Here is a 24,287-nt window from a genome sequence, read left to right as displayed (position 1 = left end):
TCAGAGTTTTGTCGGGCCGAATTTGTTGGACCGCGGAAATCCGGTCGGCGGCAATCTGCCGGCATTGCCGCGGTCGCCGCGCCAATCGGCAAGCTCTTCCATGGAGCGCGTAAAGCTGCGCCCTGAACTGTCGGTCCAGGTCAATCCCTCCGCAGCACCAAAGACCTTGATGTCGGAGACTTCTCCATCACGATAGCGCTGAAGGCGAACGCCGCGCCCGCGCGCCATTTGCGCAACTTGAGCCAACGGGAAGACCATCAGCTTCCGGTTCTCGCCGATTATGGCGACCTGGTCGCCTGTGGCATCGACACATAGAGTGGCTTCTGCTGGTGCCGTCAAATTAAGGACCTGCTTGCCCTTTCGCGTATTTGCAACAACATCGTCTTCACAGACGACGAAGCCGCGTGCTTCGTTGTTGGACAAGAGCAGGTTCCGTCCCGGCTTATGCACGAAGGCATTGACCACATCCTGAGCTTCGTCCATTTCGATCATCAGTCGGATCGGTTCGCCGTGTCCGCGGCCGCCCGGCAGCCGGTCCGCCCCGAGCGTGAAGAACTTGCCGCCGGTTGAAAAGACCAGGATCTTGTCTGTCGTTTCCGCGTGGAAGGAAAGTTTCAGCTTGTCGCCCTGCTTGAATGAGAGCGCGGAAAGGTCGTTCTGGTGTCCCTTGAGCGCGCGTATCCAGCCCTTTTCAGATATGATTACAGTGATCGGTTCCTTTTCGATCATTGCCTGCTGGATGTCGACCAGATCCGCTTCCGGTGCCTCGGATTTATCCGTACGGCGCCGGCCGATCTCGGTCTCAGGCCCATAGACCTTTGAAATTTCTGCAATTTCCTTTGAAATTCTGGTCCACTGCCGGCCGTCCGATCCAAGCAGCTTGATCAGCTCGTTTTTCTCGTCGGTGAGTTTTTCGTGTTCCTTGCGGATTTCCAGTTCTTCCAGCTTGCGCAAGGATCTCAAACGCATGTTGAGGATTGCTTCGGCCTGGACATCCGTCAGTTCGAAGGTCCGGATCAACTCGGCTTTGGCATCGTCCTCTTCGCGGATGATCCGGATCACCTCGTCGAGGTTGAGATAGGCGATCAGGTAACCTTCAAGGACTTCAAGCCGATGATTGATCTGCCCGAGCCGGTGTTCCGAGCGGCGGATCAGCACGACTTTTCGGTGATCGAGCCATTCCCGAAGAACCTGTTTCAGTCCCATGACCATGGGCACCTTGCCCATGGAAAGAACGTTCATGTTCAACGAGAACCGGTTTTCGAGATCGGTCAGCTTGAACAGGGATTCCATCAAAAGACTGGCGTCGACATTGCGCGAACGGGGAACGAGAACGATACGGATGTCTTCGGCCGACTCGTCGCGCACATCGTCAAGCAATGGCAATTTGCGCGCCGTCAGCAACTCGGCAATCTTTTCGATAAGGCGCGACTTTTGAACCTGATAGGGGATTTCAGTGACAACAATCGCCCATTGCCCGCGCCCGAGGTCTTCGACCTCCCATCGCGCCCGAACGCGGAAACTGCCGCGACCGGTAGCATAAGCTTCGCGGATGGAACCCTTGTCGGACACGAGCAAGCCGCCGGTCGGGAAATCCGGTCCCTGGATATATTCCAGAAGGTCGTCGATTTCCGCTTTCGGGTTCTTGATAAGATGAAGGCACGCCTGGCAAAGTTCATAGGCATTGTGCGGCGGAATGGATGTCGCCATGCCAACCGCAATGCCTGAAGACCCATTTCCCAGAAGGTTCGGAAAGCCGCCGGGAAGAACGATCGGTTCCTTGTCTTCCCCGTCATAGGTTTCCCGGAAGTCGACGGCATTTTCGTCGAGCCCGTCGAGCAGGCGCTTGGCCGTATCGGTCATGCGCGCTTCGGTGTATCGCATGGCCGCCGCGTTGTCGCCGTCGACATTGCCGAAATTGCCCTGGCCGTCGATCAGCGGGTAGCGTTGGGCAAAGTCCTGCGCAAGACGTACCAGGGCATCGTAGACTGCCTGGTCACCATGGGGGTGATACTTACCGATGACGTCGCCGACCACGCGCGCGCATTTCTTGAAGCCTGCGCCCGGATCCAGCTTCAAAAGACGCATTGCGTATAGAAGACGCCGGTGGACCGGCTTCAGGCCGTCCCGGACATCGGGCAGGGCCCGGTGCATGATCGTCGAAAGGGCATAAGCCAGATAGCGTTCTTCGAGGGCGTCCCTAAGGCTGATCCCCTCAATGCCGCTCGGCGGTGGTGTCGTCTCTTTTCCCATAACTGCTTGCTAGCCGTTTCAGGGGGGCGGCGCAATTCATCAGCCCTCTAGAAGCGTTGAAAATGGCTGATTTTCAACGGATTTTATCAACCTCTCGTCGCCAGAGCATGTTTGTCACCACGCGTTCAGTTTTGAGTGCAGGTCTGCGGTTAAAAAATTAGTTGCATTTGGCGTTGGGTAGTGAGTTTAAATTGCAATTACTTTTGAATTACGCGAACTTAGGCGACTCACCAATGTCAAAGAAAATAATCTGGTCGTTATTTGCTCTTAGTCTTTTAGTGTTTGTTATTTATTTGAGTGAGCGTAATGATTACTATTTTTACAGGGCAAAGCACTACATCATGCCTGCCGGAAGTATGTTGCCGACCCTGGAAGTTGGCGACGAGTTTCTGGTGAAGCGAATTTTTTCAGGTTTTGGAGAGCGATACGTACCAATTAGAGGCGATGTAATTGTTTTCTGGAATGAAAAAGTCAGTGCCGACTATGTAAAGCGGCTTATCGGACTGCCGGGAGAAACCGTTCAGATTCAAGATGGTATCGTCTTTATCAACAGAGTTGCCATATCACGTACCGAGGGCAGCGCATACACCGCCAGGAACGGTTCCTACGCCGGAGATTCATTCAGCCGCTTCAACGAAAAACTCCCGAACGCAGTAGAATACGAAATACTGGAACTGAGCGATTCAGAAAAGCTCGACAATACGAAAGAGTATGTAGTGCCTGACGGGCATTTGTTTGTTCTCGGTGACAATCGGGACAACTCGGTCGATAGCAGAGTCTTGTCCACTGTAGGTTTTGTGCCAATCGAGGATGTCAAGGGAGTTGCCAGGCACGTCTATTATTCCGGACCGGAAAAAAGTTTTATTTGGCGGCGCATTGGCGATGACGGACATTGACCGGCTAGCCGAAATTCCAGGGAAAGTCTTCGCGGTAGCGCCGCTCCAGTGCGCTCAAGAGCTGTTCACGTGTACCAGCGGCCGTTCGATTGTTTTCCTCCACGTGGCGGGTCACGAAGAAGCCGGTCAGGGTGAACCCTTGTGTGACATCTAGCCAGGTGAGTTCACTTCCGGCCTGACGCTGGCCTTCCACCAGAAACGAGGGCAGGGGAAGCAGTCGGTCGTGATAGGGCTTGCCGGCATCCCGGCTGACCGCACGTGCCGACTTTGGAGACACATAGACCAGATCGTCACTTTGTCCCGTTGCCGCGCAGGTGCTGAGGTCGAGGCCTGTGCCGAGATCGCGGAGAAGCTCCAGCTCGAAACGGATCAGAAGGGCGGCGGCTGCGTCCGGTGCATCGAGATGGTCCAGCACCACGTTCAAGGCATCGTAGAGGCGCGGATATGGGTGACGTTCGGGCAGGAGCTTCAGAAGGAAGGCCAGATGTTGAAGCCCCGCAAGCCCGACCCCGGTTGTCATGAGGTTGGCGGCACGCAGCGTATTGCCTTCAACCTGAAAGCTGCCGAGGTGGTCCGTGAGCCGGGCTTTCCAGGTCAGGTTCAACTCATTGCCCGGCTGCAAGACGGGACGATGCCGCTGAGACCGGCCACCGCGCACGAGACCCAGATGCCGACCGTGATCAGTGGTCAAGGCTTCCAGAATAATGTCGTTTTCGCCGTGTTTGCGGGTGGTGAGCACCACGCCGCGGTCGTTCCATTCCACGTGCAATACCCTGGGTTAGGACAAGTCGACCATCGTTGGACGGCGAGCGTGCATCCTTTTACTTCGGAAACTCAAGTCCCATTTCGCGATACCGTTCAGGATCATCGGCCCAGTTCTCGCGAACCTTCACGAACAGGAACAGGTGCACGGGCGCTTCGATAATCTCGGAGATTTCCTCGCGTGCGGATTGTGAAATTGCTTTGATCGTCTGTCCCCGTTTGCCGAGCACTATGCTTTTCTGGCTGTCCCTTTCAACATAGATTGTCTGCTCGATGCGCGCAGATCCATCCTTGCGGCTTTGCCACTGTTCGGTCTCAACCGTCGAAATGTAGGGCAGCTCCTGATGCAGGCGTTCGAACAGTTTTTCGCGGGTGATTTCCGCAGCCAGAATACGCAATGGAAGATCGGAGGGCTGGTCGTCCGGATAAAGCCACGGGCCGCTCGGCACTTTCGAGGCGAAATGGTCCAGTATCGCCTCGGTGCCGTCTCCGGTGAGTGCGGAAATCATGAAGGTTTCTTCGAACTCAAGATATTCGTTTGCCTTTTGAGCGATCTGCAAAAGCTTTTCTCGCTTGGCGACATCAGTCTTGTTGAGGATCAGGACCTTCGGTGCGGACTGGCTCTTGAGACGCTTGAAAATGTTCTCCACTTCCTCGTCGATGCCTTTGCGGGCATCAATGAGAAGCGCGATCAGATCCGCATCTCGCGCACCGCCCCAGGCCGTATCGACCATTGCCCGGTCAAGGCGCCGTTTTGGTTTGAAAATTCCCGGTGTATCGATGAAGACGAGTTGCGTCTTGCCGTGCATGGCGACGCCGCGCACGATGGATCTTGTTGTTTGAACCTTGTGCGTGACGATGGAAACTTTGGTGCCGACGAGCTGGTTGATCAGTGTGGACTTGCCCGCGTTGGGTGCTCCGATCAAAGCAACAAAGCCCGCCTTGGTATCGCTTGGCATATCTGCCAAAGGTTCGGGAAGGGGTATGTCAAAACGGCCTTTTGCCGGGACGAAACCGTCTTCCTCGTCATTCGGCTCATCTGGGTTGTTCTCGTCGCTCAAGGTGTTCTCAATCCTTCCAAACGCCTTCCCGGCGCAACACGGCCTCGGCCGCATTTTGTTCCGCTATGCGTTTCGAACCGCCCTGACCTTCGCCAGCGGGCAGACCCCTCAAAATAACCGAAACGGTAAAGCTCGGGGCGTGGTCGGGTCCTTCGCGGCCTGTCACCTCGTAGTGCGGTGTCGGCATGCTCTTGGACTGCGCCCATTCCTGAAGCGTTGTTTTTGCGTCCCGCAGCGGCCCTGTCCACGATAGCATACGCGGTTCCCACAAGCGCCTTACAAACCGTTCGGAAGCTTCAAATCCTCCATCAAGGTAGATGGCGGCGATCACTGCCTCGCATATGTCTGCAAGAAGGGCCGTTTTCTTGCGGCCGCCTGTCTGGGCTTCGGCAAGTCCGATCCGCATGGCATCGCCGACACCGAGCTCCTGTGCGATTTCGGCGCAGGTTTCGCGTTTCACCATATGATTGAAACGCCGCGCAAGCTCTCCCTCATCGGCTTTGGGGAAATGCTGGTGGAGCATGGACGCTATTACGAGACCAAGAACCCGGTCCCCGAGAAATTCAAGACGCTGATAGCTGCCGGAAACGGTCTCGGAGGGGGCAAGGGCGCTTGCGTGGGTCAGCGCGGTTCGCAAAAGGTCCAGATCCCTGAACTCATGGTCGAGTGCCGCCTTGAGCGCCGATACAGCATTTGGTTTTTGCTTTTGTGTCATTCAGCCTGCTTAGGCACCAAGTGCAAAAGGGCCCACATAGGTTTTGTCAAAGGGACTTGCCGATGCGATCCCAGCGAACGGTCCACGGCCAGGTCCAGATCTGCCAGGCCGGCGTTCCATCACCAATTGAGAAGAACAGGATCTCGGCGCGTCCCATGAAGTTTTCGAGTGGTACATATCCGACCTTGGAAAGGACGCGGCTGTCCACCGAGTTGTCGCGGTTGTCGCCCATCATGAAGAAGTGGCCTTCCGGCACGACGTATTCCCGTGTGTTGTCCAGCTGGCCGCGGGTGGTCAAATCGAGCGTGTCGTAAGTGACGCCATTCGGCAGCGTTTCCCGGAAACGGGGCACACGGCGAACGGCGCCTGACGCGGAGGTTTCGATATAATCGTCAATGCGTTCCCGCTTCACGGCTTCGCCATTGATGTAGACTACGCCTTCGCGGACCTGAATGGTGTCTCCCGGCAATCCGATCACACGTTTGATGTAATCGATGGATGTGTCCGTCGGCAGTTTGAACACCGCCACGTCACCGCGTTCCGGTTCAGCCGACCAAACGCGTCCGGAAAAGGGAACAAGACCGAAAGGGAACGAATAGCGCGAGTATCCGTAGCTGTATTTGGAGACGAAGAGATAGTCTCCAATCAGCAGGGTATCTTTCATCGAACCGGAGGGAATATTGAACGGCTGGAACAGGAATGTGCGCACAATCAGGGCAAGCAGCAGCGCCTGGACGACGACCTTCACTGTCTCATAGAGACCACCGTCCTTCTCTTTTTTGTTCTCCGACACGCTCATAATATCCCTTAAAAATCTTCTCGGTGGTTCCGCTTCGCCCGCCTGCTGTTGAGCGGAACTCTTAACGGTTCATGCCGACGGAAGCAATGCAGTGGCGCTGGTCAGCAGGGACCTCTTCATGAAGAACCTGTTGATGGTGGTTGAGGCCAGTCCGACGGCCATGCTGAAATCACGACAAAAGCCTGCGCGAGAGGAAAATCGTCCGTAATCGTCAGATCAATGGTTGTCCGGAATCCGTCCGGCGTCATGGCCGCAAGGCGCTCGGCGGCTCCGCCGGTCAATGAAATGGTCGGCTTGCCGGAGGGGAGATTGACCACACCCATTTCTCTCCAGGCAACGCCCATTCGAATCCCGCTTCCGAGTGCTTTCGAACAGGCTTCCTTGGCCGCGAAACGTTTCGCATAGGAGGCCGCGCGCTGCGCACGCTTGTCGGACTTGGTCCGTTCAATTTCGGTAAAAACCCGGTTCGTGAACCTCTCGCCGAAACGATCGAGTGTCTTTTCGATCCGCCGGATGTCGATCAGGTCACTGCCAATTCCCAAGATCATGTTTTTGTTGATCCGTATTTCAGGTGCGCTCACGCTTACTTGGGGGTCGTGTCACCGGAACTCAAGCGCTTCCATCTTCTTCCATGGTGCCGGGCGGCGGTGTGTAGTCGCGCTTGTTCCTGTTTTCAAGCGTAACGCGCCGCCGCCGCTGATAGACTTCAACGCTTTTATACACAATCACGTAGGAGACGCTTCCCACCACGAGACCAAGGGGAACAGCGCCAATGAACATCGGCTTGAGCATTGGCCAGAGAGAGTCCAGCGATTTCTCAAAAAGACCCTCCTGAAAACGTTGCTGTACCTGATGTGGATCGGCTTTTGGCGCTCGGCCATGCAGGATCCATTGACCGATCTTGAAAGTCGACGCCCAGATGAAAGGGAATGTCAGCGGGTTGCCGATCGAAGTGCCAAGCGCGGCGGCGATCATGTTACCGCGCGCCACGTACGCTGCGGCGAAAGCGGTCAGAAAATGAAATCCGACCAGTGGCGTACAGGAGGCACATGCGCCGGCTGCAAACCCGATAGCAATCGCATGGGGTGTCGCTGTGAGCCTCAGAACCCTTTTGCCGAAATACCTGGTCGACCTGGACCAGCTGTTCCGCGGCCAGACTGCAACGCGCAAGCGCTCGATGCGCGAAGGTCTATTTCTGCGTTGGAACAGCATAAAGTCTATTCTAGTCCTTTCGGCTCGTTCGTTTTCAGCTCAGTCCGCGGCTGCCCGGCTTGACCGCCGGAAGGGCGGCCAATTCCGGCGGCAGATTGTCGGGTTCATACGCCGGCACCTTGTAGTCTGCCAGCGCAATGATGGGAACCGATGCATCCGCCTCGCCACCTGACCGGTCGATCAGGCAGGCCACGCCGAGAACTTCAGCACCAAGAGCTTTCAACGAAGTTACCGTCTCGCGGCTAGATAGACCTGTGGTAACTATATCCTCAACGACGATGACCCGGGCACCTTTTGGTAGGTCGAAGCGGCGCAGCCGGAATTCACCGTCTTCGCGCTCCACCCACATTGCCGGAACGCCCAAATGCCGCGCGGTTTCATATCCGGGAATAAGGCCACCAAGCGCGGGAGACACGATGTAGTCAATCTGTCCGAGACCGGTATTTTTAATTTTGTCGGAAAGGGCTTTGCAAAGTACTTCCGTTTTGTCCGGATACATGAAAACACGGGCTTTTTGCAGGAAAATGGGGCTGCGAAGTCCCGAGGTCAGGATGAAATGTCCTTCCAGGATGGCACCGGCTTCGCGGAAATGCGCCAGAACTTCATCGCGGGTCATAAATCGAGATCCTTTTGGCTCGGGATGCGCTCAGCCGTTCACCCGGCTGACACTTGATACGTTCGGTTTGGAACGTAACTGGTTGATGATCCGGTTCAGATGCTTCAGATCCCACACTTCCAGGTCAATCATCATCTGGTGAAAGTCCGGTGCCCTTTGCAGCATCTTCACATTGTCGATATTCCCGCTGTTCTCACCGATGACCTGAGCAATCGCAGCCAGCGACCCCGGCTCGTTCGCGGCCGAGATATCAAGCCTTGCCGGAAAGCGCTCCGGATTGTTGACGTCGATATCCCAACGCACGTCGACCCAGCGTTCCGTCTGGTCATCGAATTCCTTGAGTGACGGCGATTGTATGGGATAGATGGTCAGTCCTTCCGAAGGGGTCAAGATACCAACGATCCTGTCACCTGGAACGGCACCTCCGTCAGGGGCGAAACTCACAGGAATATCGCCGGACAAACCGGTAATAGGAAGTGCGGGACCTTCGCCATAGTCCGTCGAGCCTTCGTCCGGTTTCCGGTCACCTTGCAGATCCGCTGGCGGTATCCGGAACTTGAGACCGTGGCCCTTTTTCAGACCGAACCAGCCTTCTTCCATGGGCGGGCCTGTAACCGCCACGCGCTCGTCCTGATAGTCCGGATGAGCCGACTTCAGCACCGACTGCGCGCTGAGATCACCCCGTCCGACGGCGGCCAGAAGGTCGGCAACGCTTGATTGGTGGTGCTCACCAAGAACCGCATCCAGTAGGTCTTCGGAATACGCCTTGTCGGCACGCGCAAAGGCCCGCTTGAGAATGTGTTCGCCAAGCGCGCCGTACTGTTTGCGCACCGATTCGCGGGTCGCCCGTCTGATTGCAGCCCGCGCTTTGCCCGTAACGGCGATGGCTTCCCAAGCCGGGGGAGGCGTCTGCGCCGGCGAGCGAATGATTTCAACTTCATCGCCGTTATGAAGCTCGGTGACAAGCGGCATGATCTTGCCGTTTATCTTGCAGCCGACACAGGTGTTGCCAATGCCCGTATGCACCGCGTAGGCGAAGTCGATGGGCGTTGCGCCGCGCGGGAGTGCGATAAGACGTCCCTTTGGTGTGAAACAAAAGACCTGATCGTGGAAAAGCTCGAGCTTGGTATTTTCCAGAAACTCCTCAGGCGTGTCGCCTTGCGCCAGCAGCTCCGTCGTGCGCCTCAACCATTCAAAGGCCCGGCAATCGTCAGTATGGCGTGCAATGTTCCGCCCGCCCAGTTCTCCGTCCTTGTAGAGGGCATGTGCGGCGATGCCGTACTCGGCAACCCTGTCCATTGAAATCGTTCGGATCTGCAGCTCCACTCTTTGACGGGAAGGACCGACGATTGTGGTGTGGATCGATTTGTAGTCGTTCTGCTTGGGAGTGGAAATGTAGTCCTTGAACCGGCCGGGTACCGTCGGCCAGGTTGTGTGGATCACGCCAAGGACCCTGTAACAGGCTTCCATTGTGCCGACCGTGACCCGGAAACCGTAAATGTCTGAAAGCTGTTCAAAACCGATGGCCTTGCGCTGCATCTTGCGAAAGATCGAGTAAGGCCGTTTCTCCCGGCCTTTGACCTCGGCCGCCATGCCTCTTTCGCTGAGGCGTTCCGAAAGCGTTGTTTCGATGTCCGCAATCAGATCGCGGTTCTTTTCTCTCAGGTCCGCGAGGCGGTCGGTGATCGTTTCGTAGGCTTCCGGATTGAGCGTGTGGAACGAGATGTCCTCCAGTTCCTCGCGCATGTCGTGCATGCCCATGCGCCCGGCCAGCGGCGCATAGATTTCCATGGTCTCTTCGGCGATGCGCCCGCGCTTATGCTGAGGCATGTGCTTCAGCGTGCGCATGTTGTGCAGCCGGTCGGCAAGCTTGACCAAAAGCACCCGGACATCGTCGGCGATCGCAAGAAGCAGCTTTCGGAAGTTTTCGGCCTGCTTCGCCTTTTGCGAAACCAGGTCGAGCCGCTTGATTTTCGTCAGCCCCTCGACGAGCTTGCCGATCTCTTCGCCGAACAGCGAATCTATTTCCGATCGGGTCGCGTCGGTGTCTTCAATCGTATCGTGAAGAAGGGCGACGGCAATTGTCGCATCATCCAGACGCAGGTCCGTCAGGATCGCGGCGACTTCAAGAGGATGGGAAAAATAGGGATCGCCTGAGGCGCGTATCTGCGAGCCATGCTTTTGCATGGCGTAGACGTAGGCCTTGTTGAGCAAGGCTTCGTCTGCTTCCGGATTATAACGCGTAACCCGTTCAACGAGTTCATATTGACGCATCATGGCCGCAACCGACCCACGCAACCGGCTGAGACATCAGCGCGAAAAAGAAAATCCGCCTGAAACGCCGGGGCGGGAAAGCCGCGTTTCAGACGGGAACTTGACGGAAATTCAAACGTCGTCGGTCCGTTCCGGCGGAACCAGACCTTCAAGACCGCGCAACAGGTCTTCTTCCGACATGCGATCGAATTCAACCGCACTGTCGTCTACATTGTTGACCTGTGTCACCTGGTGCTGGTTTGCAGAAGGTACAACCGGCACAGCTTCGGTTTCCGGCTCGTCCACTTCCACAAATTTCTGCAGAGAATGAATAAGGTCTTCTTTCATGTCTTCCGGGCTGACGGTCTGCTCGGCGATCTCGCGCAGGGCAACGACGGGATTTTTGTCGTTGTCGCGTTCGATTGTCAGCGGCGAACCGCTCGAGATCATGCGAGCGCGATGCGCAGCAATCAGCACCAGCTCAAACCGGTTTTCGACCTTGTCGATGCAGTCCTCGACGGTCACGCGCGCCATTCGACGTCTCCATAGGCTAAAGGAACTTGAAAAAAAAGCGTATAGTGATCAGAATTCCAAAAAGCAACCCCTTGTTTGATTTGAGAGGAACGCGCTGCTTCAGGCTAGGTTTTATCGATTTTTTTTCAGCACCGCTCGCTTTTGCATTGCAGCTGTCCAATATTATAGTGTAGGGCACTATTTAGGACCTACAAGAATCAATAGGGTCGGTGGGAAAAAGAAAACAATAAGCTGAGTTAAGCGGCGACACGCGATAGATGTATTCTCAGCGAAAATGCGTTGGCCGAGTGGTAGACATTTCGGATTTGGCTGCGGGACGCCAGATCAACAATGACTTTCCTTTGACGACGCATTAACTCGGAAAGGTTTCAAATAATATGTTTGACGCTCGAGAAAAAGTTGCTTTGTTTATTGACGGAGCCAACTTGTATTCGACGGCTAAAGCGATCGGTTTTGATATCGATTACAAAAGGCTGTTGAAGGAGTTTCAGGGACAGGCATATCTCTTGCGCGCGTACTATTATACGGCGTTGATTGAGGATCAGGAATACTCGTCCATCCGGCCGCTTATCGATTGGCTGGATTACAATGGCTACAAAGTCATTACTAAGCCGGTCAAGGAATTCGTGGACAGTGCAGGGCGCCGGAAAGTCAAGGGCAACATGGATATCGAACTTGCAGTCGATGCCATGGAACTGGTCGAGTCTGTCGACCATATCGTTCTGTTTTCCGGGGATGGTGATTTCAGATCGCTCGTTGAGGCGCTTCAGCGCAAGGGGCGTAAGGTGAGTGTTGTATCCACGCTCAAAACACAGCCGCCGATGATCGCCGATGATCTGCGCCGTCAGGCCGATCACTTCATCGATCTGGCAAGCCTTGCCAACAAGATCGGCCGGGATCCGTCCGAACGGCCGGTGCGCCCGCAAATGTCGTCGCATGTCGACGACGATGACGAGGACGATGACTACTAAGGCGCTTTGATGCCGCACAATTTTGCAGATCCGGGTCCGGTCGATCCTCCACTGGATTGTCCGGAATGTCCGAGGCTCGTGGCATTGCGTAACGAGCTGAAAGTGGCGCACCCGGATTGGCACAATGCGCCAGTGCCTTCATTTACATCGAACGCGCCAAGGCTGCTTATTGTCGGGCTGGCGCCGGGGATGAAGGGGGCCAATTGCACTGGGCGTCCTTTCACTGGCGATTACGCAGGTGATCTCCTTTACAAGACGCTTTTGGAATACGGCTTCGCAGAGGGCCGCTACGACGCACGTCCGGATGACGGACTGGTCCTCAAGGATGCGATGATCACCAATGCCGTTCGCTGCTTGCCGCCGCAGAACAAGCCGACAGGATTGGAAATCAAAACCTGCAGGCCCTACCTCCTGTCGACGCTTGCCGCCAATCCGTCCATCTGTGCGGTTCTTGCCTTGGGTCGAATTGCTCACGAAACCTTTCTGACAGCACTTGGGCAGCGCCGCGCGGATTTTCCGTTCGCACACGCGGCCGAGCATGCCTTGCCCGGATACGCAATGTCGCTTTTCGACAGCTATCATTGCTCGCGCTACAACACGAATACAGGCCGATTGACCGAGGATATGTTCCGCGCGGTCTTTGACAAGATACGGGCACAATTACCTGCGGAAAAGTAAGAGGTTGAGGAGACGACTTCAGTCTTCTCGGGCGGCGGTGTCGTCCGCCGCAACAATCGTCCAGCCGTTGGGACCAAGATGTTCCTGCGGCTTGAAACGCGCCTTGTAGGCCATCTTCGCGGATCCTTCGACCCAATACCCGAGATAGACGTATGGCAGCCTCAGTTTCCGGGCGCGCTCAATGTGATCCAGGATCATATAAGTGCCAAGGGCAGTGTCGGCGTAGGTGGGATCGTAAAACGAGTAGACCATCGACAGGCCGTCGGAGAGCTGGTCACTGAGCGCGACGCCCAGGAGCGGACCTTCGCCGGTTCCGGTGACAAAGCTGTCCGGTCCCCGCCGGCGATATTCGATCACGAGGGTTTCGACATGCGTGTCTTCGACCATCATGGCGTAGTCCAGGACACTCATTTCCGTCATGCCACCGTCTTCGTGACGTTCCTGGAGGTAGTCCCTGAACAGGTCGTACTGCTCAGCTGACGGGCTGGCTGGAAGCCTTGCCCCAATCAGGTCCGAGGCGGACTTCCACACGCGTTTGAACGACTTGCTCCATTTGAACTCGTTTACGCGAACGCGCACCGAGACACAGGCTTGACATTGTTCGCAAGCCGGGCGGTAGGCAATGTTCTGGCTTCGCCGGAAACCGCCCTGCGTCAGCACTTCATTGAGCGCAGGCGCACCATGCCCAACGAGATGCGTAAACACCTTGCGTTCTTGCTTGCCTTCAAGATACGGGCAGGGCGCCGGTGCTGTTAGATAGAACTGGGGATGATCTGTGGGGTGTCGTGTCACCTTGTTGTCCCGCAATACCTCAATTCTTGCTCTAGATCCCATAGTACCATGGCGCGACCAACGAGAAGGTCAACCATAAAATAACGGCGAGCGGAGCACCGGCTTGGATAAAGTCGATAAACCTGTAGTGGCCGGGGCCCATGACGATCAGGTTGGTCTGATAGCCGACCGGCGTGGCAAAAGATGTATTGGCAGCAATAATGAGGCAGACAACAAAGGCTTCGGGGGGCTGACCGATCTGATTTGCCAGATTGATCGCAATCGGCGTGAACAGGACTGCGGCGGCATTGTTGGACAGGAAGTTCGTCAGCACCATCACGAGAAAGAAAAGAGCGGACAGCATTGTCGCCGCAGACGCGCCTTGGAGCATGTAAACGAGCCCGGTGGCGATCGCGGTCGCCCCGCCCGTTGCTTCAAGTGCGACGGCAGCTGCCAGGGACGCACCGACCAGCATAAAGATCCGGCTGTCGATCGCCCGCATCGCCTGCCGGATGTTCAGGCAACCGGACGCGATCATAGCAAACGTTCCGCCGATTGCGGCAGATACGATCGGCACCAGACCGGTCGCAGCAAGAAAAACCACACATGCGAAAATCGCTAGGGCGTGCGGTGCTAAGCGACGCCTGGGCACCTCGGCCGTCGACCAGTCCAGAAGAAGCACATCCCGGTTGCCGCGCAGGCGTGCGATATCATCTTCATTTCCGGCGACCAGAAGCACGTCACCGGCTTCAAGACGGATGTCGTTCATCGCCATGCGGGGCATGCGGCTTCGCCTCTGGATACCCATGACAAGGCAACCTGTATCGGCATAAAATCCCGACTGCGGCAGCGTTCTGCCCATGAGCCGGGATGCGGGCGCAACCACAGCCTCGGCAAGACTGATCGAACCGGGCTGTGCCGCCTGTTGTTCCCGGCCCGAATTCGCCGGATCGGATTCCGTTTCCATAAGCGGCTGCCGGCGCGCAAGCGCATTTGCAAGGGCGTTACGCGTCGCGGCCACGATGACCGTGTCGCCGGGGGACAACACCACGTTTTCAAACGGAGGCAGAAGCGGTTTTTGACCGCGCTGCACCAGGCGCACCGTCATGTCCTTCAGTTTCGGAAACATGCCCGAGACAGCTTCAACCCCGACAAGCGGATGCCCGTATGTGATTTCGATCTGCGCAATAAATTGTTTTCCCGAAGTGGCCTGGAATTCTTCCGCCATGGTTTTTCGCGCTTTCATCAGTCTGGGCATAACGAAAAACACATAGATCGCGCCAACCCCCGCCATGATCAGGCCGATCGGCGTGAAGCTGAAAAAAGTAAGCCTGAGGTCGGAGGTCTGGGCGGCGTAATTGGCAACCAGCAGGTTGGTCGAAGATCCGATCAATGTGGTCATGCCGCCGAGGATCGCGATGAAGGAGAGCGGCATCAGAACGCGAGAAGGTGACTGCCCGACAGTCGCGGCAACTGCTGTCAGAATGGGCAGGAACATGACAACCACAGGTGTGTTGTTCAAAAACGCGCTCAACACCGCCACTGCAAGCAGAATGGGAATGGTCGCAAATGCCGAGCGTCCGCGTGTCATGCGGACAATCGCTTTTGCCGGCCCTTCCAGTGCATCTGTCTGGAACAGGCCCTGGCCAATGATCAACAGGCAAATGACCGTAACGAGGGCTGGATTGGCGAACCCCATGAGAAAGTCGCCGGTAGCGACGGTCCCGCCGTCCGGAGTTTCAACCGGGATGAAAGAAAAGATGACAATAAAAGCTGTCACGGATCCAAGAGCGACCGTCTCGATCGGATAGCGCTCTACAGCGTACAGGATGACGGTTGACGCGATCACCACAAAGGTGAGCGCCATCGCAATATCAACTGAATGCATTCACCTGCCCATAGCCACCATGGCCATTCTTAACGAACTTGCAGTTTAGAACAGGCCGACGGGCGATTGGAAGGGCAGGCGGGTGAGAATGCGTTGATTGAGAAGTGCATGCACACCGATTATTGCGCTTTTCTTCGAGATGAATCGAACTCGGAACAGGTGTTTGTAAGCGATTGACGACGCTGGCTTACTGCATTGAATGAGCCGCTTGTCGCGCCATGGCAAAAGAGTGAAATTGACGGTCAACCGTCGTTTGACCTGCCTTGCAAGCAGGTGAACAAAATGCGTGGTCGTTAGTAAACACCTGTCAGTTTTCCGGCAGATGCCCCGTCTTCACATAGAGCAGAGCGTTGACCGTTTCCGTAAACAGCGCATGTTTGAAAAGATGTGGAGAGCGGATCCAGGTACCCTCGGGATAGCAGCCGAACTCGTCGCGAAACGCGCCCTCAAGAACCAGAATTTCCTCGCCACCGCGAAATTCACGCGGATCAAGCCGTGTGTTCGGCTCCAGGTGGACCAAGGCGACCCGCTCCGATTTGAATTTATGCAATGGAAGCAGTCTGAGCCCCGGATCAGTGCCTTCAATCCAGTCTGAAGATCGCGTGTCGATCACTGTCTGCGTCTGGTCTTCGGGGTCAAATTGATACAGCTTTACCAAAATCGTGCAGCCTTTACTCCCAACCGTTGGGCTGTGCGATGTCCCCACCGGGTTACGCACATAGGTGCCTTGCGGGTAAGCGCCGTGTTCGTCGGCAAACGTTCCTTCCAATACAAGGAATTCTTCGCCGCCATCATGTGCATGCGCGCTGAACCGGGTGTTCGGTGCATAGCGGACAATGCTTGTCGCACGCGCCACCTCATTCCCGATCCGGTCCAGCATACGCCTGTCGACCCCTGGGGACGGGGAGGGGCGCCAAGCCTCGTCTTCGGGCCGAACGACTTCCCGGCGCGCGAAATCGGCACGAAGCTGCATCAGAATTTCCCACCCGAAGGGCGTATGTCTATTTCATGTGTCCAGGCGCCGCTCGGCTGCCGGATCAGGTCGAGATATTGCCTGGCCAGAGCATCGGCTGGAATGCAGTCAACTGCCGGGACGCTGAACAGTTGTTGCGCATGGCCACCGTCGATCAGCCCGTCGATAATGACGTGGGCAACGTGAATTCCCTTTGGCCCGTATTCTCTGGCAAGGCTTTGCGCGAGCCCGCGCAGGGCGAATTTCGCAGAGGCAAACGCGGCGAATTTTGCGCTGCCACGGGTCGACGCAGTCGCGCCCGAAAAGAGGATTGTGCCGCCTCTTTCCAGCATCGCCGGAAGCACGGTCTTGACCGCGGCAAACGCGCCGAGGGTATCGGTTCGCCAGACGGCCTCGAATTGCTCGATCGAAGTATCTTCGAAGGTTTCAATCAGGAACTTGTGCGCATTGTAGATCAATACCGCCGGAGCCCCGTGACGCGAGAGAATGGAAGAAAACGCACTCTCGACATCTTGTGGCGCAGACAGATCGGCCTGCACGAATTCCTTGAAGGCGTCACCCGGATTGTTGCGGGCAACGCCGACCGTGTCGTAGCCGGCCTGGTCAAGAGCGTGTGCGAGCGTTGGCCCGAGCGCGCCTCCGGCACCTGCTATGATTGCGAGATTGTTCTTCATCAAATACCTCCCAGAGCGTCAACAGCTATGAACAGCGTTGCGAAAAAGCCGATCAGATATGTCAGCGTTCGTGCGACGGGCACGCCCGCGACATAAACGACATAGTGCGCGATGCGCGCCAGGACATAGACTTGAACTGCTGTGAGGATAGCGCCGCCAGTCGTTCCCAGCTGCACGGCCGCAAGAACGACGGCTGCGAAGACGACAAGATTGTCCACGGCATTGAGGTGAGCCCGTTTCGCCCGGTCCGCCCAGGCAGGCATCGGATGATCATCCGGCGATGGATTTCCCATTGTGACAAAGACGCCCCGCCGCACGAAGCTTTCAAGAACGTAAGGCATCCACAACGCTGCGGTAAAAATGGAGATTGCGATCAACCAGGCAAGTTCAGGAGTGGTTTGCATTTGGAACCTCTTGTGATTTTCGGTTGATCACTGGGTATCATTTGCCGTAATTTCGGAGAAATTGAATAATCTTAATTATTGATAGGAGAATTCTATCAATGAATATACGGCATTTGGCGTTCGTATTGAGCGTTGCAGAAACAGGATCTTTCCGTTCGGCAGCGGACGCCTGCAACGTGACCCAGCCGACGCTTTCCGCCGGGATCAAGCAGATCGAGCATCAATTCGGCGCGAAGATTTTCCAGCGCAGTACGCGCTCCGTTGCCATAACCGAATTCGGTCGACAGGTTCTTCCGGCAATTTCAGACGTTGTTGCATCGGAAGAGGCGCTTTTGGCTCAGGTGAGGCAGCTCTTGAAGCCCGAGGTCAAACTGATCCGTATCGGCGTGTCGCCCATCGTCGAAGTTCCACGGATCATGGACCTTTTTGCGGACTATCAACAGCAGTATCCTGGAGTGGAGTTTGTCTTCAAGGAGTGTTTCATCGACGACCTGCATGACCGGTTGCACTCAGAGACCCTTGATTTGGCAATCCTTCCGGAAACCGCCATCGAGCGAAAGGGGATTGCAACGTCCCGGCTTTACAAAGACCCTTGGGTTTTTCTGCCAAGTGGTGCCGAGCTCGATCGTTTTGGCGACGGTGCCGTATCGCTTCGTGAACTCGAGAGTCAGACCTTGATCCTGACCTCCGGACATTGCGGCCTGTCGCAGGCGACAGAAGCGATGTTTGAGACTGAGGGCCTGTCGCTTGATCTTTATCCAGGGCGTGCGATTTCCTATGCGGCACTGGAAAACTGGGCCGATCTCGGATTGGGCGCTGCCTTGTTGCCGGCAAGCAAGGTTTCCAGATTGCGGCAGGGACCGTGCCTTCCGATCCTGGAAACGGATGGGCGGGCGGCGATGCTGGAGCTCTTTGCGTGCTGGTCCGCAACACCCAGAGAGGCACGGCATGTCGCCAGGCTGGTTTCTCTACTCGAAAACGGCACTCTTGACGGCAGCTGAGTTGATCAGGCCTTTGTATCGCCAACAGATATTGCCAGTACATGGCTCTGTCGCGCGGGAATGAGAAAACAGCCTTGCGGATTGCCACAAGTTCCGGCCCCCCATGCCAACTCCGCATCTCGAACTCGGCCGCCGGTGTTGCCTGGTAAGCGCGCGGCGATTTAGATCGGCAGACGACGCTTTTCGCTAAGCTTCCAATTCAAAGCGAAACATCAGCTTCCATCGGCTGTAGACTTCGAGCCGGTCAACATCGGTCGGAAAATAGTCGCTTGGTTCGGCAAGCGGGATGAAAGCGTTGGCCAGGAACCGGCGTACAGACACGTTGAACCCTGATTTCCGGAATGCACCTGCAATGTCTGCGACGCTGTGATTGGGAACCGGAACGTTCGAAAACGCCTGGATCTGGGGCCGCCACATCCCCCAGAGCGGGCTGTCGCGATGACAGCAGGTTACTGCATAGTAGCTCCCGCCCGCTTTCAGAACACCGGCAATCTGTTTGGCGTGCTCTTTGAGGTCGTCGATCAGATAGATGACTTCATGGCTGAACGCCAGATCGAAGCGTTCCTCCAGTTTTAATATGTCGGTTGTCGACCGGTACGTAATCGGCCGGTTTCCCTTTGCTGCCTCGGCAAGGTCGACGGCATGACGGGCAATATCCACGCCTACGGCGGATTTGAAATGGCGCAGATCGTAAAGCAGCCTCAGAAAGCCGCCCTGGTTGCAGCCGAAATCAAGGACGGTCGCGTTCGCAAGATTGCGTTCGTCCATCGCCTCGATCATCTCACACCAGATCCAGGTGTGATCCGCCGTCATTGTGTCTTCTTCCGAGGAAATGTTGGACCAGGTGTCGATCAGGTTCGCTTTCACTTTGGGTCTAGGCCTCTGCTTCCAGTTCCTTCAGGAGCGCGCGAAAGACTTTGCGCGCGCTGCCCGGGTGCCTGACTTTCTTGGCTGATTTGAAGTTGGAGAAGTCGTTTCCAACGACGATCAGCCCGACCATGCCCCATTCATAGTGAGGCACGCATATATGCCCGTAGATACCTGGAACCGTGAATTTGACTGTCAGGTTCTCATCGATCGCACCGTTCCAGGGTTCCGCGCCATCGGGGATCATCCCGCGCTTGGAGGCTGAATTGTGCCCTGTGTCGGTCGGAACAAATGTGACGCTGTCGCCTGTGTTGATGCGTAAGATCGCCGGTTCGAAGACATTGGGCGCATCCGGATCGCCGCAGGCCGCGTTCAGCATGAGGATCCCGTGCGCATTTCCGGTCTGTTCCGGAGCCGGGCAGGCGAGCGCAGATCCGGCACCGGCCATCGCTGCAACCGAGCACACGAAATTACGACGCGTAAGCATGAACAATCAGTTCCTCTCTCGGGCCTATAGTTGTTTCGATGGCAACACCGTAAGTGTTTGAAATGGCATCGGCGCGCAGCACCTCCGCAGGCGGTCCCTGCGCAAGGATCCGCCCTTCGCCAATGAGGATCAGGTTGTCAGCAAAGCGCGCTGCGAGATTGAGATCATGCAAGGCGACGACGCCGATTGCGTCTCTGTCCGCCACAGCGGATTTGATCTGCCCCAGCACTTCCAGCTGGTGCCTGAGGTCAAGCGCCGAAGTCGGTTCGTCGAACAGGTAGACATCAGATTTTCGGATCAGTGCCTGTGTCACGGAAACCATTTGGGATTGGCCGCCGGAAAGTTCGCTGACATAGGCTTCCGAGAGATGACCGATACCGGCTTCCTGCAAAGCCGTGCCGACAATGATCATGTCGTTTTCGCTCACCCGCCAGCCCTTCAGTTGCTTATGCGCCATCATGACGACGTCAAAGACGGAAAGGGCGGCATTGGCGGTGAAGAACTGGGGCATGAAGCAGACACGCTCCAGCCGGCGGCGCGTTGATAGCGTGTCGAGATCGGTATCTCCGAGATGGACTTTGCCAGTTTCCGGTTTCAAAAGGCCTGCAATCAGCCGGAAAAGCGTCGATTTGCCTGCCGCGTTCGGGCCGATGAGCGCGGTCAGCTGGCCGGGTATGATCGGGTCGAAGCCAACACCGTCGAATATCCGCCGCGCACCGTATGAAAATGTGAGGTTTTCTGCCGTTAGAGCGCTCATTGCCAGTGCCTCTTGCGCTGACCGAGGATCAACAGAATGAAGAACGGTATGCCTATCAGCGATGTGATCATGCCGATGGGATAGACGATCCCCGGTGTGATGGCCTTGGAGGCGATGGAGGTGCCGGACAGGATGAGCGCGCCGCACAGTGCTGAGAGGGGAAGGAACCCGCGCTGATCCTCGCCGACAATCATACGTGCGATGTGCGGTCCGACGAGCCCGACAAAGGCAATCGCTCCGACAAAGGAGACGGCGACCGCCGAAAGGAGCGAGACACCGGCAAGGACGCTGATCCTTAAGAGCCCGACATTGACACCAAGAGCAGCCGCCTTGTCCTCACCCATACGCAGGGCCGTCAGTGCCCAGGAGCGATACATGAACCACGGCAAAATGAGCGCGAGGATGACAAAGCAGACGCCAACCTTCGTCCAGGTTGCGCGCGCCAGGGAACCCAGCTGCCAGAAAATCAACTGCGCCAGCTGAATTTCGGACGCGCCGTATTGCAGAAACGCCAGTAGGGCATTGAATGTGAAGAGCATTGCAATGCCGACCAGGATCATCGCTTCAGGCGTGACACCGCGCAGCCGCGTGAACAGGAACAGCGCGCATGAGGTCAACATGGCAAAAATGAACGCGTTGACCGAAACGAACAGGCCGCCGACGCCGGGGATGACGGACCAACCCAAAACGATGGCAAGGGCGGCGCCGAAACCGGCTGCAGAGCTCAGGCCCAACGTGAACGGATCGGCCAGCGGATTATTGAGGATCGTCTGCATCTCCGCACCGGCGACGCCGAGCATGGCGCCGACCGCAATCGCCATGATGGCTACGGGCAATCGAAGCTGCCAGATGATGACGTCTTCCTTTGGTGTTGCCAGCGAGCGGTCGAAGATGACCTCGATCGTTCGCCAGATCGAAAGATTCGCCGGACCGGTCGTAACGTCGATGACGACGAGAGCGGCAAGAAGCAGGAAGGCAATTCCGATAAGCGCGGCCCTGCGCACATTGCGAAGCTTGTAGGCACGCACCAGCGACAACGCTTCGCCGGAGACAAGTGAACTGTCAGACATAAATGACCCATGGAAATGGGCTCCGCAGCAAACCGCCGCGGAGCCTTGTGCAATGAACTGCCTTATTGGTTGAGCGTGATCCAGAATTGACCGGAGGTCTCGTAAGGCAGGAACCGGTCATGCAGCTCCTGGAAGGTCGCCTCGGGGTCCAGATCTTCAAAGTCGTCCGGATGCAACCACTTCGCCAGCACCTGGATCGCAACGAAATGGTAGGGCGAATTGTAGAACTGGTGATAGATCGAGTGAAAACGCCCGTCCTTGACGGCGCGTAGATCAGCGAACCCCGGGCGCGCGGCAAGGGCAGCGAGACGTTCAGCGTTGACTTCCGGATCGCCCTCATAGCCGAGCAAAGTCGACGTGACTTCCGGACGCGCTTCTTTCCAGTTGGCACCTGTCCCGAAGACAACATCCGGGTCCGCCTCAATGATGCCTTCCAGGCTGAGGTCAACAGAATAGGCGTTAGCAAGCGTTGAGGCGTGGTTCTTGCCACCGGCAAGTTCAACAAACCGGCCATAGTTGTAGGGGCCAAACGACCAGCAGCAGAAATCATCCTGCCAGCCGGCGGCATTCTCAACGACGACGAGCGGACGGTCTTCCGCCGGAATGGTGTCGACGATATTCGTCACCTTGCGCATCTGCGCAATATAGAAGTCGATGAATTCCGCGGCGCGCTTTTCCTCGCCGAAGATCCGGCCGAGAATCAGCATTGAAGGAACGGCGTTTTCAGTCGCGTTTCGGCGGAAATCGATAAAGGCCACCTGTACGCCAGCGTTGCCGAGCTTTTCGATAAGGCCGGTCTCTTCTGCCTTGAAGAGGTTGCCGACATCGAGGATGACAAGGTCGGTTTCCGCTTCCAGAACAGCCTCGACGGAAAAGTCGCCCGCATAAGGGTTGCCGAAGTCGATCATCCGCGCAGTGTCTTCCGGAAAAGCGCCCTCATACTTGCGGAAGGCATCCGGATCGTACTGAACCAGGTCGCTCTTCCAGCCGACGATTTTCTCGAACGGGTTGCCCTCGATCAGCGGCGCAATGCCATACATCATCCGACCCTCGCCAAGGATGATCTTGTCCGGCATTTCCGGCAGGGTGACTTCACGCCCCGCGATATCGGTGAAGGTGAGGGCCTCGGCGTGGGCGGTTGTCGATTGAGAAGTCAACAAGGTGCCGGCCACGACAGCGCACGTCAGTGCGCCTACGCGTTTGAAGAAAGACATAGCGTTTTCCGTTAGTTAGATTGCTGCGCAGCAATAACAGGTTCGAAATTTAAAGTCGACTAAAATATTCAGGTTTATTCTAATCAGGCTTGCCCGTTGCGGTAGAGCCCGGAGAAAAAAACAAAAACTACGCCCCTGGTTTCGGATCGCATCCGTATTCTCGTGGCCTGGGAAGTCTCGGGACACGTCAACTGCGTATGTTAGGCAAGCCGTTCATCGGCAATGAAAACTGTATCGAGTATGTGTGAAGCGAGAACGGGAGAAATTGCAAAGAAATGACAAATAACACGTCACCCCGGCTGCGCGGTCCGGGCGCAATGGCGCTTCTGGCGCTGTTCCTGATCGTCGTTCTTGGAATGGGGATCTTTATCGGAACGCAGTCGGCACCGGGGGCATGGTACGCGAACCTGAACAAACCGTTCTTCAACCCTCCCAACTGGATTTTCGGACCGGTCTGGACCGTTCTCTATGTCTTCATTGCAGTCGCCGGATGGAGAACCTTTCGGGCGGCCCCGCGCTCGAAAGCAATGGTCTTCTGGTATGGCCAGATGGCCCTCAACTGGGCCTGGTCACCGCTCTTTTTCGTGCTGCATCAGGTCTGGAACGCGTTCGCGGTGATCGCCTGCATGTTTGCGCTGATCCTGCTTTTCATCAAGGATCGCTGGCACCCCGACCCGGCCTCCGCTCTGCTCTTTTGCGCTTATGCGACCTGGGTTGGGTTTGCCGGTTTGCTCAACCTGTCGCTGGCGCTGATGAATTGACAGGCCAAGTGTCGTTCGAGGCTGAAATAATCAACGAAGGCGAGGGTCTGCAGATTTTGGCAGACCTGCCCAGCTCAGTAACGCCCGTCCACATACTGTCGGTGATAGTCCGAATTGATCACGACGACGCCCAGGATGATGTCGTGCAAAAGGCGCTTGCGGTCTGAAAAGAGGGAGACCAGCAGGATCAGCGGCGTCAGCAGCGAAACAGAGAACCAGAACAGCAGCGCGTGCACGGCCGCGAGCAGGGGATAGGGCTTAGCGCCGTACCAAAGGCGCATTTCCAGTCCCATGGCGCGCATGCCGAGGGTCGAGGCCTGCGGTCCGCCGAGCGTGAAGGCGACGTAAAGTAGTGCGACCGTTGCCGGCAGGATGCCGTAGAGCAGGAAGCCGAGACCGAGTGTGAAGACGCCCAGGAAAAACACCGCGATGCCTGCAAGAACAGTAAAAATCGCGATAGCGATCACATCGATAAAAAACGCAAAGATCCGCCGGCTGCGGACGCCTGAAAACAATTCCGGATGGCGGGCAGGGTCAAAAACGTCCTGGCGGACATAGTCGGTCGAAGTCTCTGCTGACATAAATCGGCTCCCGAAAACGTGATGACGCTGATGTGGGGATTGTGAGGCGGAAACGCAAATGTGCTGCTTCAGCGAAAACAGTAAAAGCA

General features: G+C 56.4%; 26 protein-coding genes. 5 read left to right on the top strand and 21 right to left on the bottom strand.

The genetic code is table 11. The annotated features are described in order from the left end of the window. Positions 1-2,253 carry a DNA topoisomerase IV subunit A gene (parC, locus tag Q0915_RS12335; RefSeq protein ID WP_299471822.1) on the bottom strand — a complete coding sequence of 751 codons (2,253 nt, stop codon included), beginning with the start codon at positions 2,251-2,253 and terminating at the stop codon, positions 1-3. 233 nt (positions 2,254-2,486) lie between these two features. Between parC and lepB (Q0915_RS12330) the strand changes: the two genes are divergently transcribed. Further along, a complete protein-coding gene (gene lepB / locus Q0915_RS12330; RefSeq protein ID WP_299471821.1) occupies positions 2,487-3,149 on the top strand; it encodes a signal peptidase I in 663 nt (220 codons plus the stop codon). Positions 3,150-3,153: 4 nt separating this feature from the next. Here lepB (Q0915_RS12330) and recO read toward each other — a convergent pair whose 3' ends face one another. From recO to rpoZ, 9 genes are all read right to left on the bottom strand, one after another. Further along, positions 3,154-3,912 carry a DNA repair protein RecO gene (recO, locus tag Q0915_RS12325; protein ID WP_299471820.1) on the bottom strand — a complete coding sequence of 253 codons (759 nt, stop codon included), beginning with the start codon at positions 3,910-3,912 and terminating at the stop codon, positions 3,154-3,156. Between the two features lie 58 nt (positions 3,913-3,970). Further along, positions 3,971-4,870, bottom strand: a complete 900-nt coding sequence (gene era / locus Q0915_RS12320; protein WP_299472323.1) for a GTPase Era — start codon at positions 4,868-4,870, stop codon at positions 3,971-3,973. A 109-nt stretch (positions 4,871-4,979) separates the two neighbouring features. Continuing rightward, positions 4,980-5,687, bottom strand: coding sequence for a ribonuclease III (rnc, locus tag Q0915_RS12315; RefSeq protein ID WP_299471819.1), 708 nt, complete (start codon positions 5,685-5,687; stop codon positions 4,980-4,982). Between the two features lie 46 nt (positions 5,688-5,733). After that, complete coding sequence (gene lepB, locus Q0915_RS12310; RefSeq protein ID WP_299471818.1) at positions 5,734-6,486, bottom strand: signal peptidase I; 753 nt, start codon at positions 6,484-6,486, stop codon at positions 5,734-5,736. A gap of 116 nt (positions 6,487-6,602) precedes the next feature. Beyond that, a complete protein-coding gene (gene acpS, locus Q0915_RS12305; RefSeq protein WP_299471817.1) occupies positions 6,603-7,034 on the bottom strand; it encodes a holo-ACP synthase in 432 nt (143 codons plus the stop codon). 61 nt (positions 7,035-7,095) lie between these two features. Next, complete coding sequence (locus tag Q0915_RS12300) at positions 7,096-7,698, bottom strand: DUF2062 domain-containing protein (protein ID WP_299471816.1); 603 nt, start codon at positions 7,696-7,698, stop codon at positions 7,096-7,098. Positions 7,699-7,732: 34 nt separating this feature from the next. Further along, positions 7,733-8,314, bottom strand: a complete 582-nt coding sequence (gene pyrE / locus Q0915_RS12295; RefSeq protein WP_299471814.1) for an orotate phosphoribosyltransferase — start codon at positions 8,312-8,314, stop codon at positions 7,733-7,735. 30 nt (positions 8,315-8,344) lie between these two features. Continuing rightward, positions 8,345-10,591 (bottom strand): bifunctional (p)ppGpp synthetase/guanosine-3',5'-bis(diphosphate) 3'-pyrophosphohydrolase, encoded by a 2,247-nt coding sequence (locus Q0915_RS12290; protein ID WP_299471812.1) that lies wholly within the window; start codon positions 10,589-10,591, stop codon positions 8,345-8,347. Between the two features lie 108 nt (positions 10,592-10,699). Further along, positions 10,700-11,101, bottom strand: coding sequence for a DNA-directed RNA polymerase subunit omega (rpoZ, locus tag Q0915_RS12285; RefSeq protein WP_299471810.1), 402 nt, complete (start codon positions 11,099-11,101; stop codon positions 10,700-10,702). A 377-nt stretch (positions 11,102-11,478) separates the two neighbouring features. On the opposite strand from rpoZ, the gene Q0915_RS12280 reads away from it, so the two are divergent. Both Q0915_RS12280 and Q0915_RS12275 read left to right on the top strand, forming a co-directional pair. Further along, the gene (locus Q0915_RS12280) at positions 11,479-12,072 is read left to right on the top strand and encodes an NYN domain-containing protein (RefSeq protein ID WP_299471808.1); all 594 of its coding nucleotides are present in this window, start codon (positions 11,479-11,481) and stop codon (positions 12,070-12,072) included. Positions 12,073-12,081: 9 nt separating this feature from the next. Beyond that, on the top strand, positions 12,082-12,750 hold the full coding sequence (locus Q0915_RS12275) for a uracil-DNA glycosylase (RefSeq protein ID WP_299471806.1): 669 nt from the start codon (positions 12,082-12,084) through the stop codon (positions 12,748-12,750). An 18-nt stretch (positions 12,751-12,768) separates the two neighbouring features. Here Q0915_RS12275 and Q0915_RS12270 read toward each other — a convergent pair whose 3' ends face one another. From Q0915_RS12270 to Q0915_RS12250, 5 genes are all read right to left on the bottom strand, one after another. After that, complete coding sequence (locus tag Q0915_RS12270; protein ID WP_299471804.1) at positions 12,769-13,542, bottom strand: arginyltransferase; 774 nt, start codon at positions 13,540-13,542, stop codon at positions 12,769-12,771. A gap of 31 nt (positions 13,543-13,573) precedes the next feature. Continuing rightward, a complete protein-coding gene (locus Q0915_RS12265; RefSeq protein WP_299471802.1) occupies positions 13,574-15,409 on the bottom strand; it encodes an SLC13 family permease in 1,836 nt (611 codons plus the stop codon). A 307-nt stretch (positions 15,410-15,716) separates the two neighbouring features. Further along, positions 15,717-16,382 carry a cupin domain-containing protein gene (locus Q0915_RS12260; protein WP_299471800.1) on the bottom strand — a complete coding sequence of 222 codons (666 nt, stop codon included), beginning with the start codon at positions 16,380-16,382 and terminating at the stop codon, positions 15,717-15,719. Continuing rightward, positions 16,382-17,056, bottom strand: a complete 675-nt coding sequence (locus Q0915_RS12255; RefSeq protein WP_299471798.1) for an SDR family NAD(P)-dependent oxidoreductase — start codon at positions 17,054-17,056, stop codon at positions 16,382-16,384. The genes Q0915_RS12260 and Q0915_RS12255 overlap by 1 nt, the downstream gene beginning before the upstream one ends. Beyond that, positions 17,056-17,460, bottom strand: a complete 405-nt coding sequence (locus Q0915_RS12250) for an MAPEG family protein (RefSeq protein ID WP_299471796.1) — start codon at positions 17,458-17,460, stop codon at positions 17,056-17,058. The genes Q0915_RS12255 and Q0915_RS12250 overlap by 1 nt, the downstream gene beginning before the upstream one ends. A 98-nt stretch (positions 17,461-17,558) precedes the next feature. On the opposite strand from Q0915_RS12250, the gene Q0915_RS12245 reads away from it, so the two are divergent. After that, positions 17,559-18,461, top strand: a complete 903-nt coding sequence (locus tag Q0915_RS12245) for a LysR family transcriptional regulator (RefSeq protein WP_299471794.1) — start codon at positions 17,559-17,561, stop codon at positions 18,459-18,461. Positions 18,462-18,647: 186 nt separating this feature from the next. Here the strand turns inward: Q0915_RS12245 and Q0915_RS12240 are convergent, their stop codons facing one another. From Q0915_RS12240 to Q0915_RS12220, 5 genes are all read right to left on the bottom strand, one after another. Beyond that, positions 18,648-19,328, bottom strand: coding sequence for a class I SAM-dependent methyltransferase (locus Q0915_RS12240; RefSeq protein ID WP_299471793.1), 681 nt, complete (start codon positions 19,326-19,328; stop codon positions 18,648-18,650). 7 nt (positions 19,329-19,335) lie between these two features. Further along, positions 19,336-19,815 (bottom strand): pseudoazurin, encoded by a 480-nt coding sequence (locus tag Q0915_RS12235; RefSeq protein ID WP_299471791.1) that lies wholly within the window; start codon positions 19,813-19,815, stop codon positions 19,336-19,338. Then, positions 19,799-20,572 (bottom strand): ABC transporter ATP-binding protein, encoded by a 774-nt coding sequence (locus Q0915_RS12230; RefSeq protein ID WP_299471789.1) that lies wholly within the window; start codon positions 20,570-20,572, stop codon positions 19,799-19,801. Before Q0915_RS12230 ends, Q0915_RS12235 begins: the two co-directional genes overlap by 17 nt. Continuing rightward, on the bottom strand, positions 20,569-21,642 hold the full coding sequence (locus Q0915_RS12225) for an iron ABC transporter permease (RefSeq protein WP_299471787.1): 1,074 nt from the start codon (positions 21,640-21,642) through the stop codon (positions 20,569-20,571). The genes Q0915_RS12230 and Q0915_RS12225 overlap by 4 nt, the downstream gene beginning before the upstream one ends. Positions 21,643-21,704: 62 nt before the next feature. Beyond that, positions 21,705-22,856: an ABC transporter substrate-binding protein gene (locus tag Q0915_RS12220; RefSeq protein ID WP_299471785.1), complete on the bottom strand. Its 1,152-nt coding sequence runs from the start codon at positions 22,854-22,856 to the stop codon at positions 21,705-21,707. Between the two features lie 275 nt (positions 22,857-23,131). Here Q0915_RS12220 and Q0915_RS12215 point away from each other — a divergent pair, with 275 nt between their 5' ends. Then, complete coding sequence (locus Q0915_RS12215; RefSeq protein ID WP_299471783.1) at positions 23,132-23,617, top strand: TspO/MBR family protein; 486 nt, start codon at positions 23,132-23,134, stop codon at positions 23,615-23,617. A gap of 74 nt (positions 23,618-23,691) precedes the next feature. On the opposite strand, the gene Q0915_RS12210 is transcribed toward Q0915_RS12215, so the two are convergent. Further along, positions 23,692-24,198, bottom strand: coding sequence for an RDD family protein (locus Q0915_RS12210; protein ID WP_299471781.1), 507 nt, complete (start codon positions 24,196-24,198; stop codon positions 23,692-23,694). Between the last annotated feature and the right edge of the window lie 89 nt (positions 24,199-24,287).

The sequence above is a fragment of the uncultured Roseibium sp. genome (assembly GCF_947494555.1).
Taxonomy (GTDB): domain Bacteria; phylum Pseudomonadota; class Alphaproteobacteria; order Rhizobiales; family Stappiaceae; genus Roseibium.
This window is presented reverse-complemented; position numbering and strand designations above follow the sequence as displayed.

Excerpts from the sequence above, each read along its gene's own strand:
- Q0915_RS12250 (WP_299471796.1), bottom strand. The coding sequence starts at position 17,460 with ATGCAAACCACTCCTGAACTTGCCTGGTTGATCGCAATCTCCATTTTT.
- Q0915_RS12265 (WP_299471802.1), bottom strand. The coding sequence starts at position 15,409 with ATGCATTCAGTTGATATTGCGATGGCGCTCACCTTTGTGGTGATCGCG.
- Q0915_RS12290 (WP_299471812.1), bottom strand. The coding sequence starts at position 10,591 with ATGATGCGTCAATATGAACTCGTTGAACGGGTTACGCGTTATAATCCG.
- parC (WP_299471822.1), bottom strand. The coding sequence starts at position 2,253 with ATGGGAAAAGAGACGACACCACCGCCGAGCGGCATTGAGGGGATCAGC.
- Q0915_RS12225 (WP_299471787.1), bottom strand. The coding sequence starts at position 21,642 with ATGTCTGACAGTTCACTTGTCTCCGGCGAAGCGTTGTCGCTGGTGCGT.
- Q0915_RS12280 (WP_299471808.1), top strand. The coding sequence starts at position 11,479 with ATGTTTGACGCTCGAGAAAAAGTTGCTTTGTTTATTGACGGAGCCAAC.
- era (WP_299472323.1), bottom strand. The coding sequence starts at position 4,870 with ATGCCAAGCGATACCAAGGCGGGCTTTGTTGCTTTGATCGGAGCACCC.
- Q0915_RS12245 (WP_299471794.1), top strand. The coding sequence starts at position 17,559 with ATGAATATACGGCATTTGGCGTTCGTATTGAGCGTTGCAGAAACAGGA.
- rnc (WP_299471819.1), bottom strand. The coding sequence starts at position 5,687 with ATGACACAAAAGCAAAAACCAAATGCTGTATCGGCGCTCAAGGCGGCA.
- Q0915_RS12215 (WP_299471783.1), top strand. The coding sequence starts at position 23,132 with ATGACAAATAACACGTCACCCCGGCTGCGCGGTCCGGGCGCAATGGCG.
- Q0915_RS12255 (WP_299471798.1), bottom strand. The coding sequence starts at position 17,056 with ATGAAGAACAATCTCGCAATCATAGCAGGTGCCGGAGGCGCGCTCGGG.
- Q0915_RS12235 (WP_299471791.1), bottom strand. The coding sequence starts at position 19,815 with ATGCTTACGCGTCGTAATTTCGTGTGCTCGGTTGCAGCGATGGCCGGT.
- rpoZ (WP_299471810.1), bottom strand. The coding sequence starts at position 11,101 with ATGGCGCGCGTGACCGTCGAGGACTGCATCGACAAGGTCGAAAACCGG.
- Q0915_RS12210 (WP_299471781.1), bottom strand. The coding sequence starts at position 24,198 with ATGTCAGCAGAGACTTCGACCGACTATGTCCGCCAGGACGTTTTTGAC.
- acpS (WP_299471817.1), bottom strand. The coding sequence starts at position 7,034 with ATGATCTTGGGAATTGGCAGTGACCTGATCGACATCCGGCGGATCGAA.
- pyrE (WP_299471814.1), bottom strand. The coding sequence starts at position 8,314 with ATGACCCGCGATGAAGTTCTGGCGCATTTCCGCGAAGCCGGTGCCATC.
- Q0915_RS12300 (WP_299471816.1), bottom strand. The coding sequence starts at position 7,698 with ATGCTGTTCCAACGCAGAAATAGACCTTCGCGCATCGAGCGCTTGCGC.
- Q0915_RS12220 (WP_299471785.1), bottom strand. The coding sequence starts at position 22,856 with ATGTCTTTCTTCAAACGCGTAGGCGCACTGACGTGCGCTGTCGTGGCC.
- Q0915_RS12260 (WP_299471800.1), bottom strand. The coding sequence starts at position 16,382 with ATGCAGCTTCGTGCCGATTTCGCGCGCCGGGAAGTCGTTCGGCCCGAA.
- Q0915_RS12230 (WP_299471789.1), bottom strand. The coding sequence starts at position 20,572 with ATGAGCGCTCTAACGGCAGAAAACCTCACATTTTCATACGGTGCGCGG.
- lepB (WP_299471821.1), top strand. The coding sequence starts at position 2,487 with ATGTCAAAGAAAATAATCTGGTCGTTATTTGCTCTTAGTCTTTTAGTG.
- lepB (WP_299471818.1), bottom strand. The coding sequence starts at position 6,486 with ATGAGCGTGTCGGAGAACAAAAAAGAGAAGGACGGTGGTCTCTATGAG.
- Q0915_RS12275 (WP_299471806.1), top strand. The coding sequence starts at position 12,082 with ATGCCGCACAATTTTGCAGATCCGGGTCCGGTCGATCCTCCACTGGAT.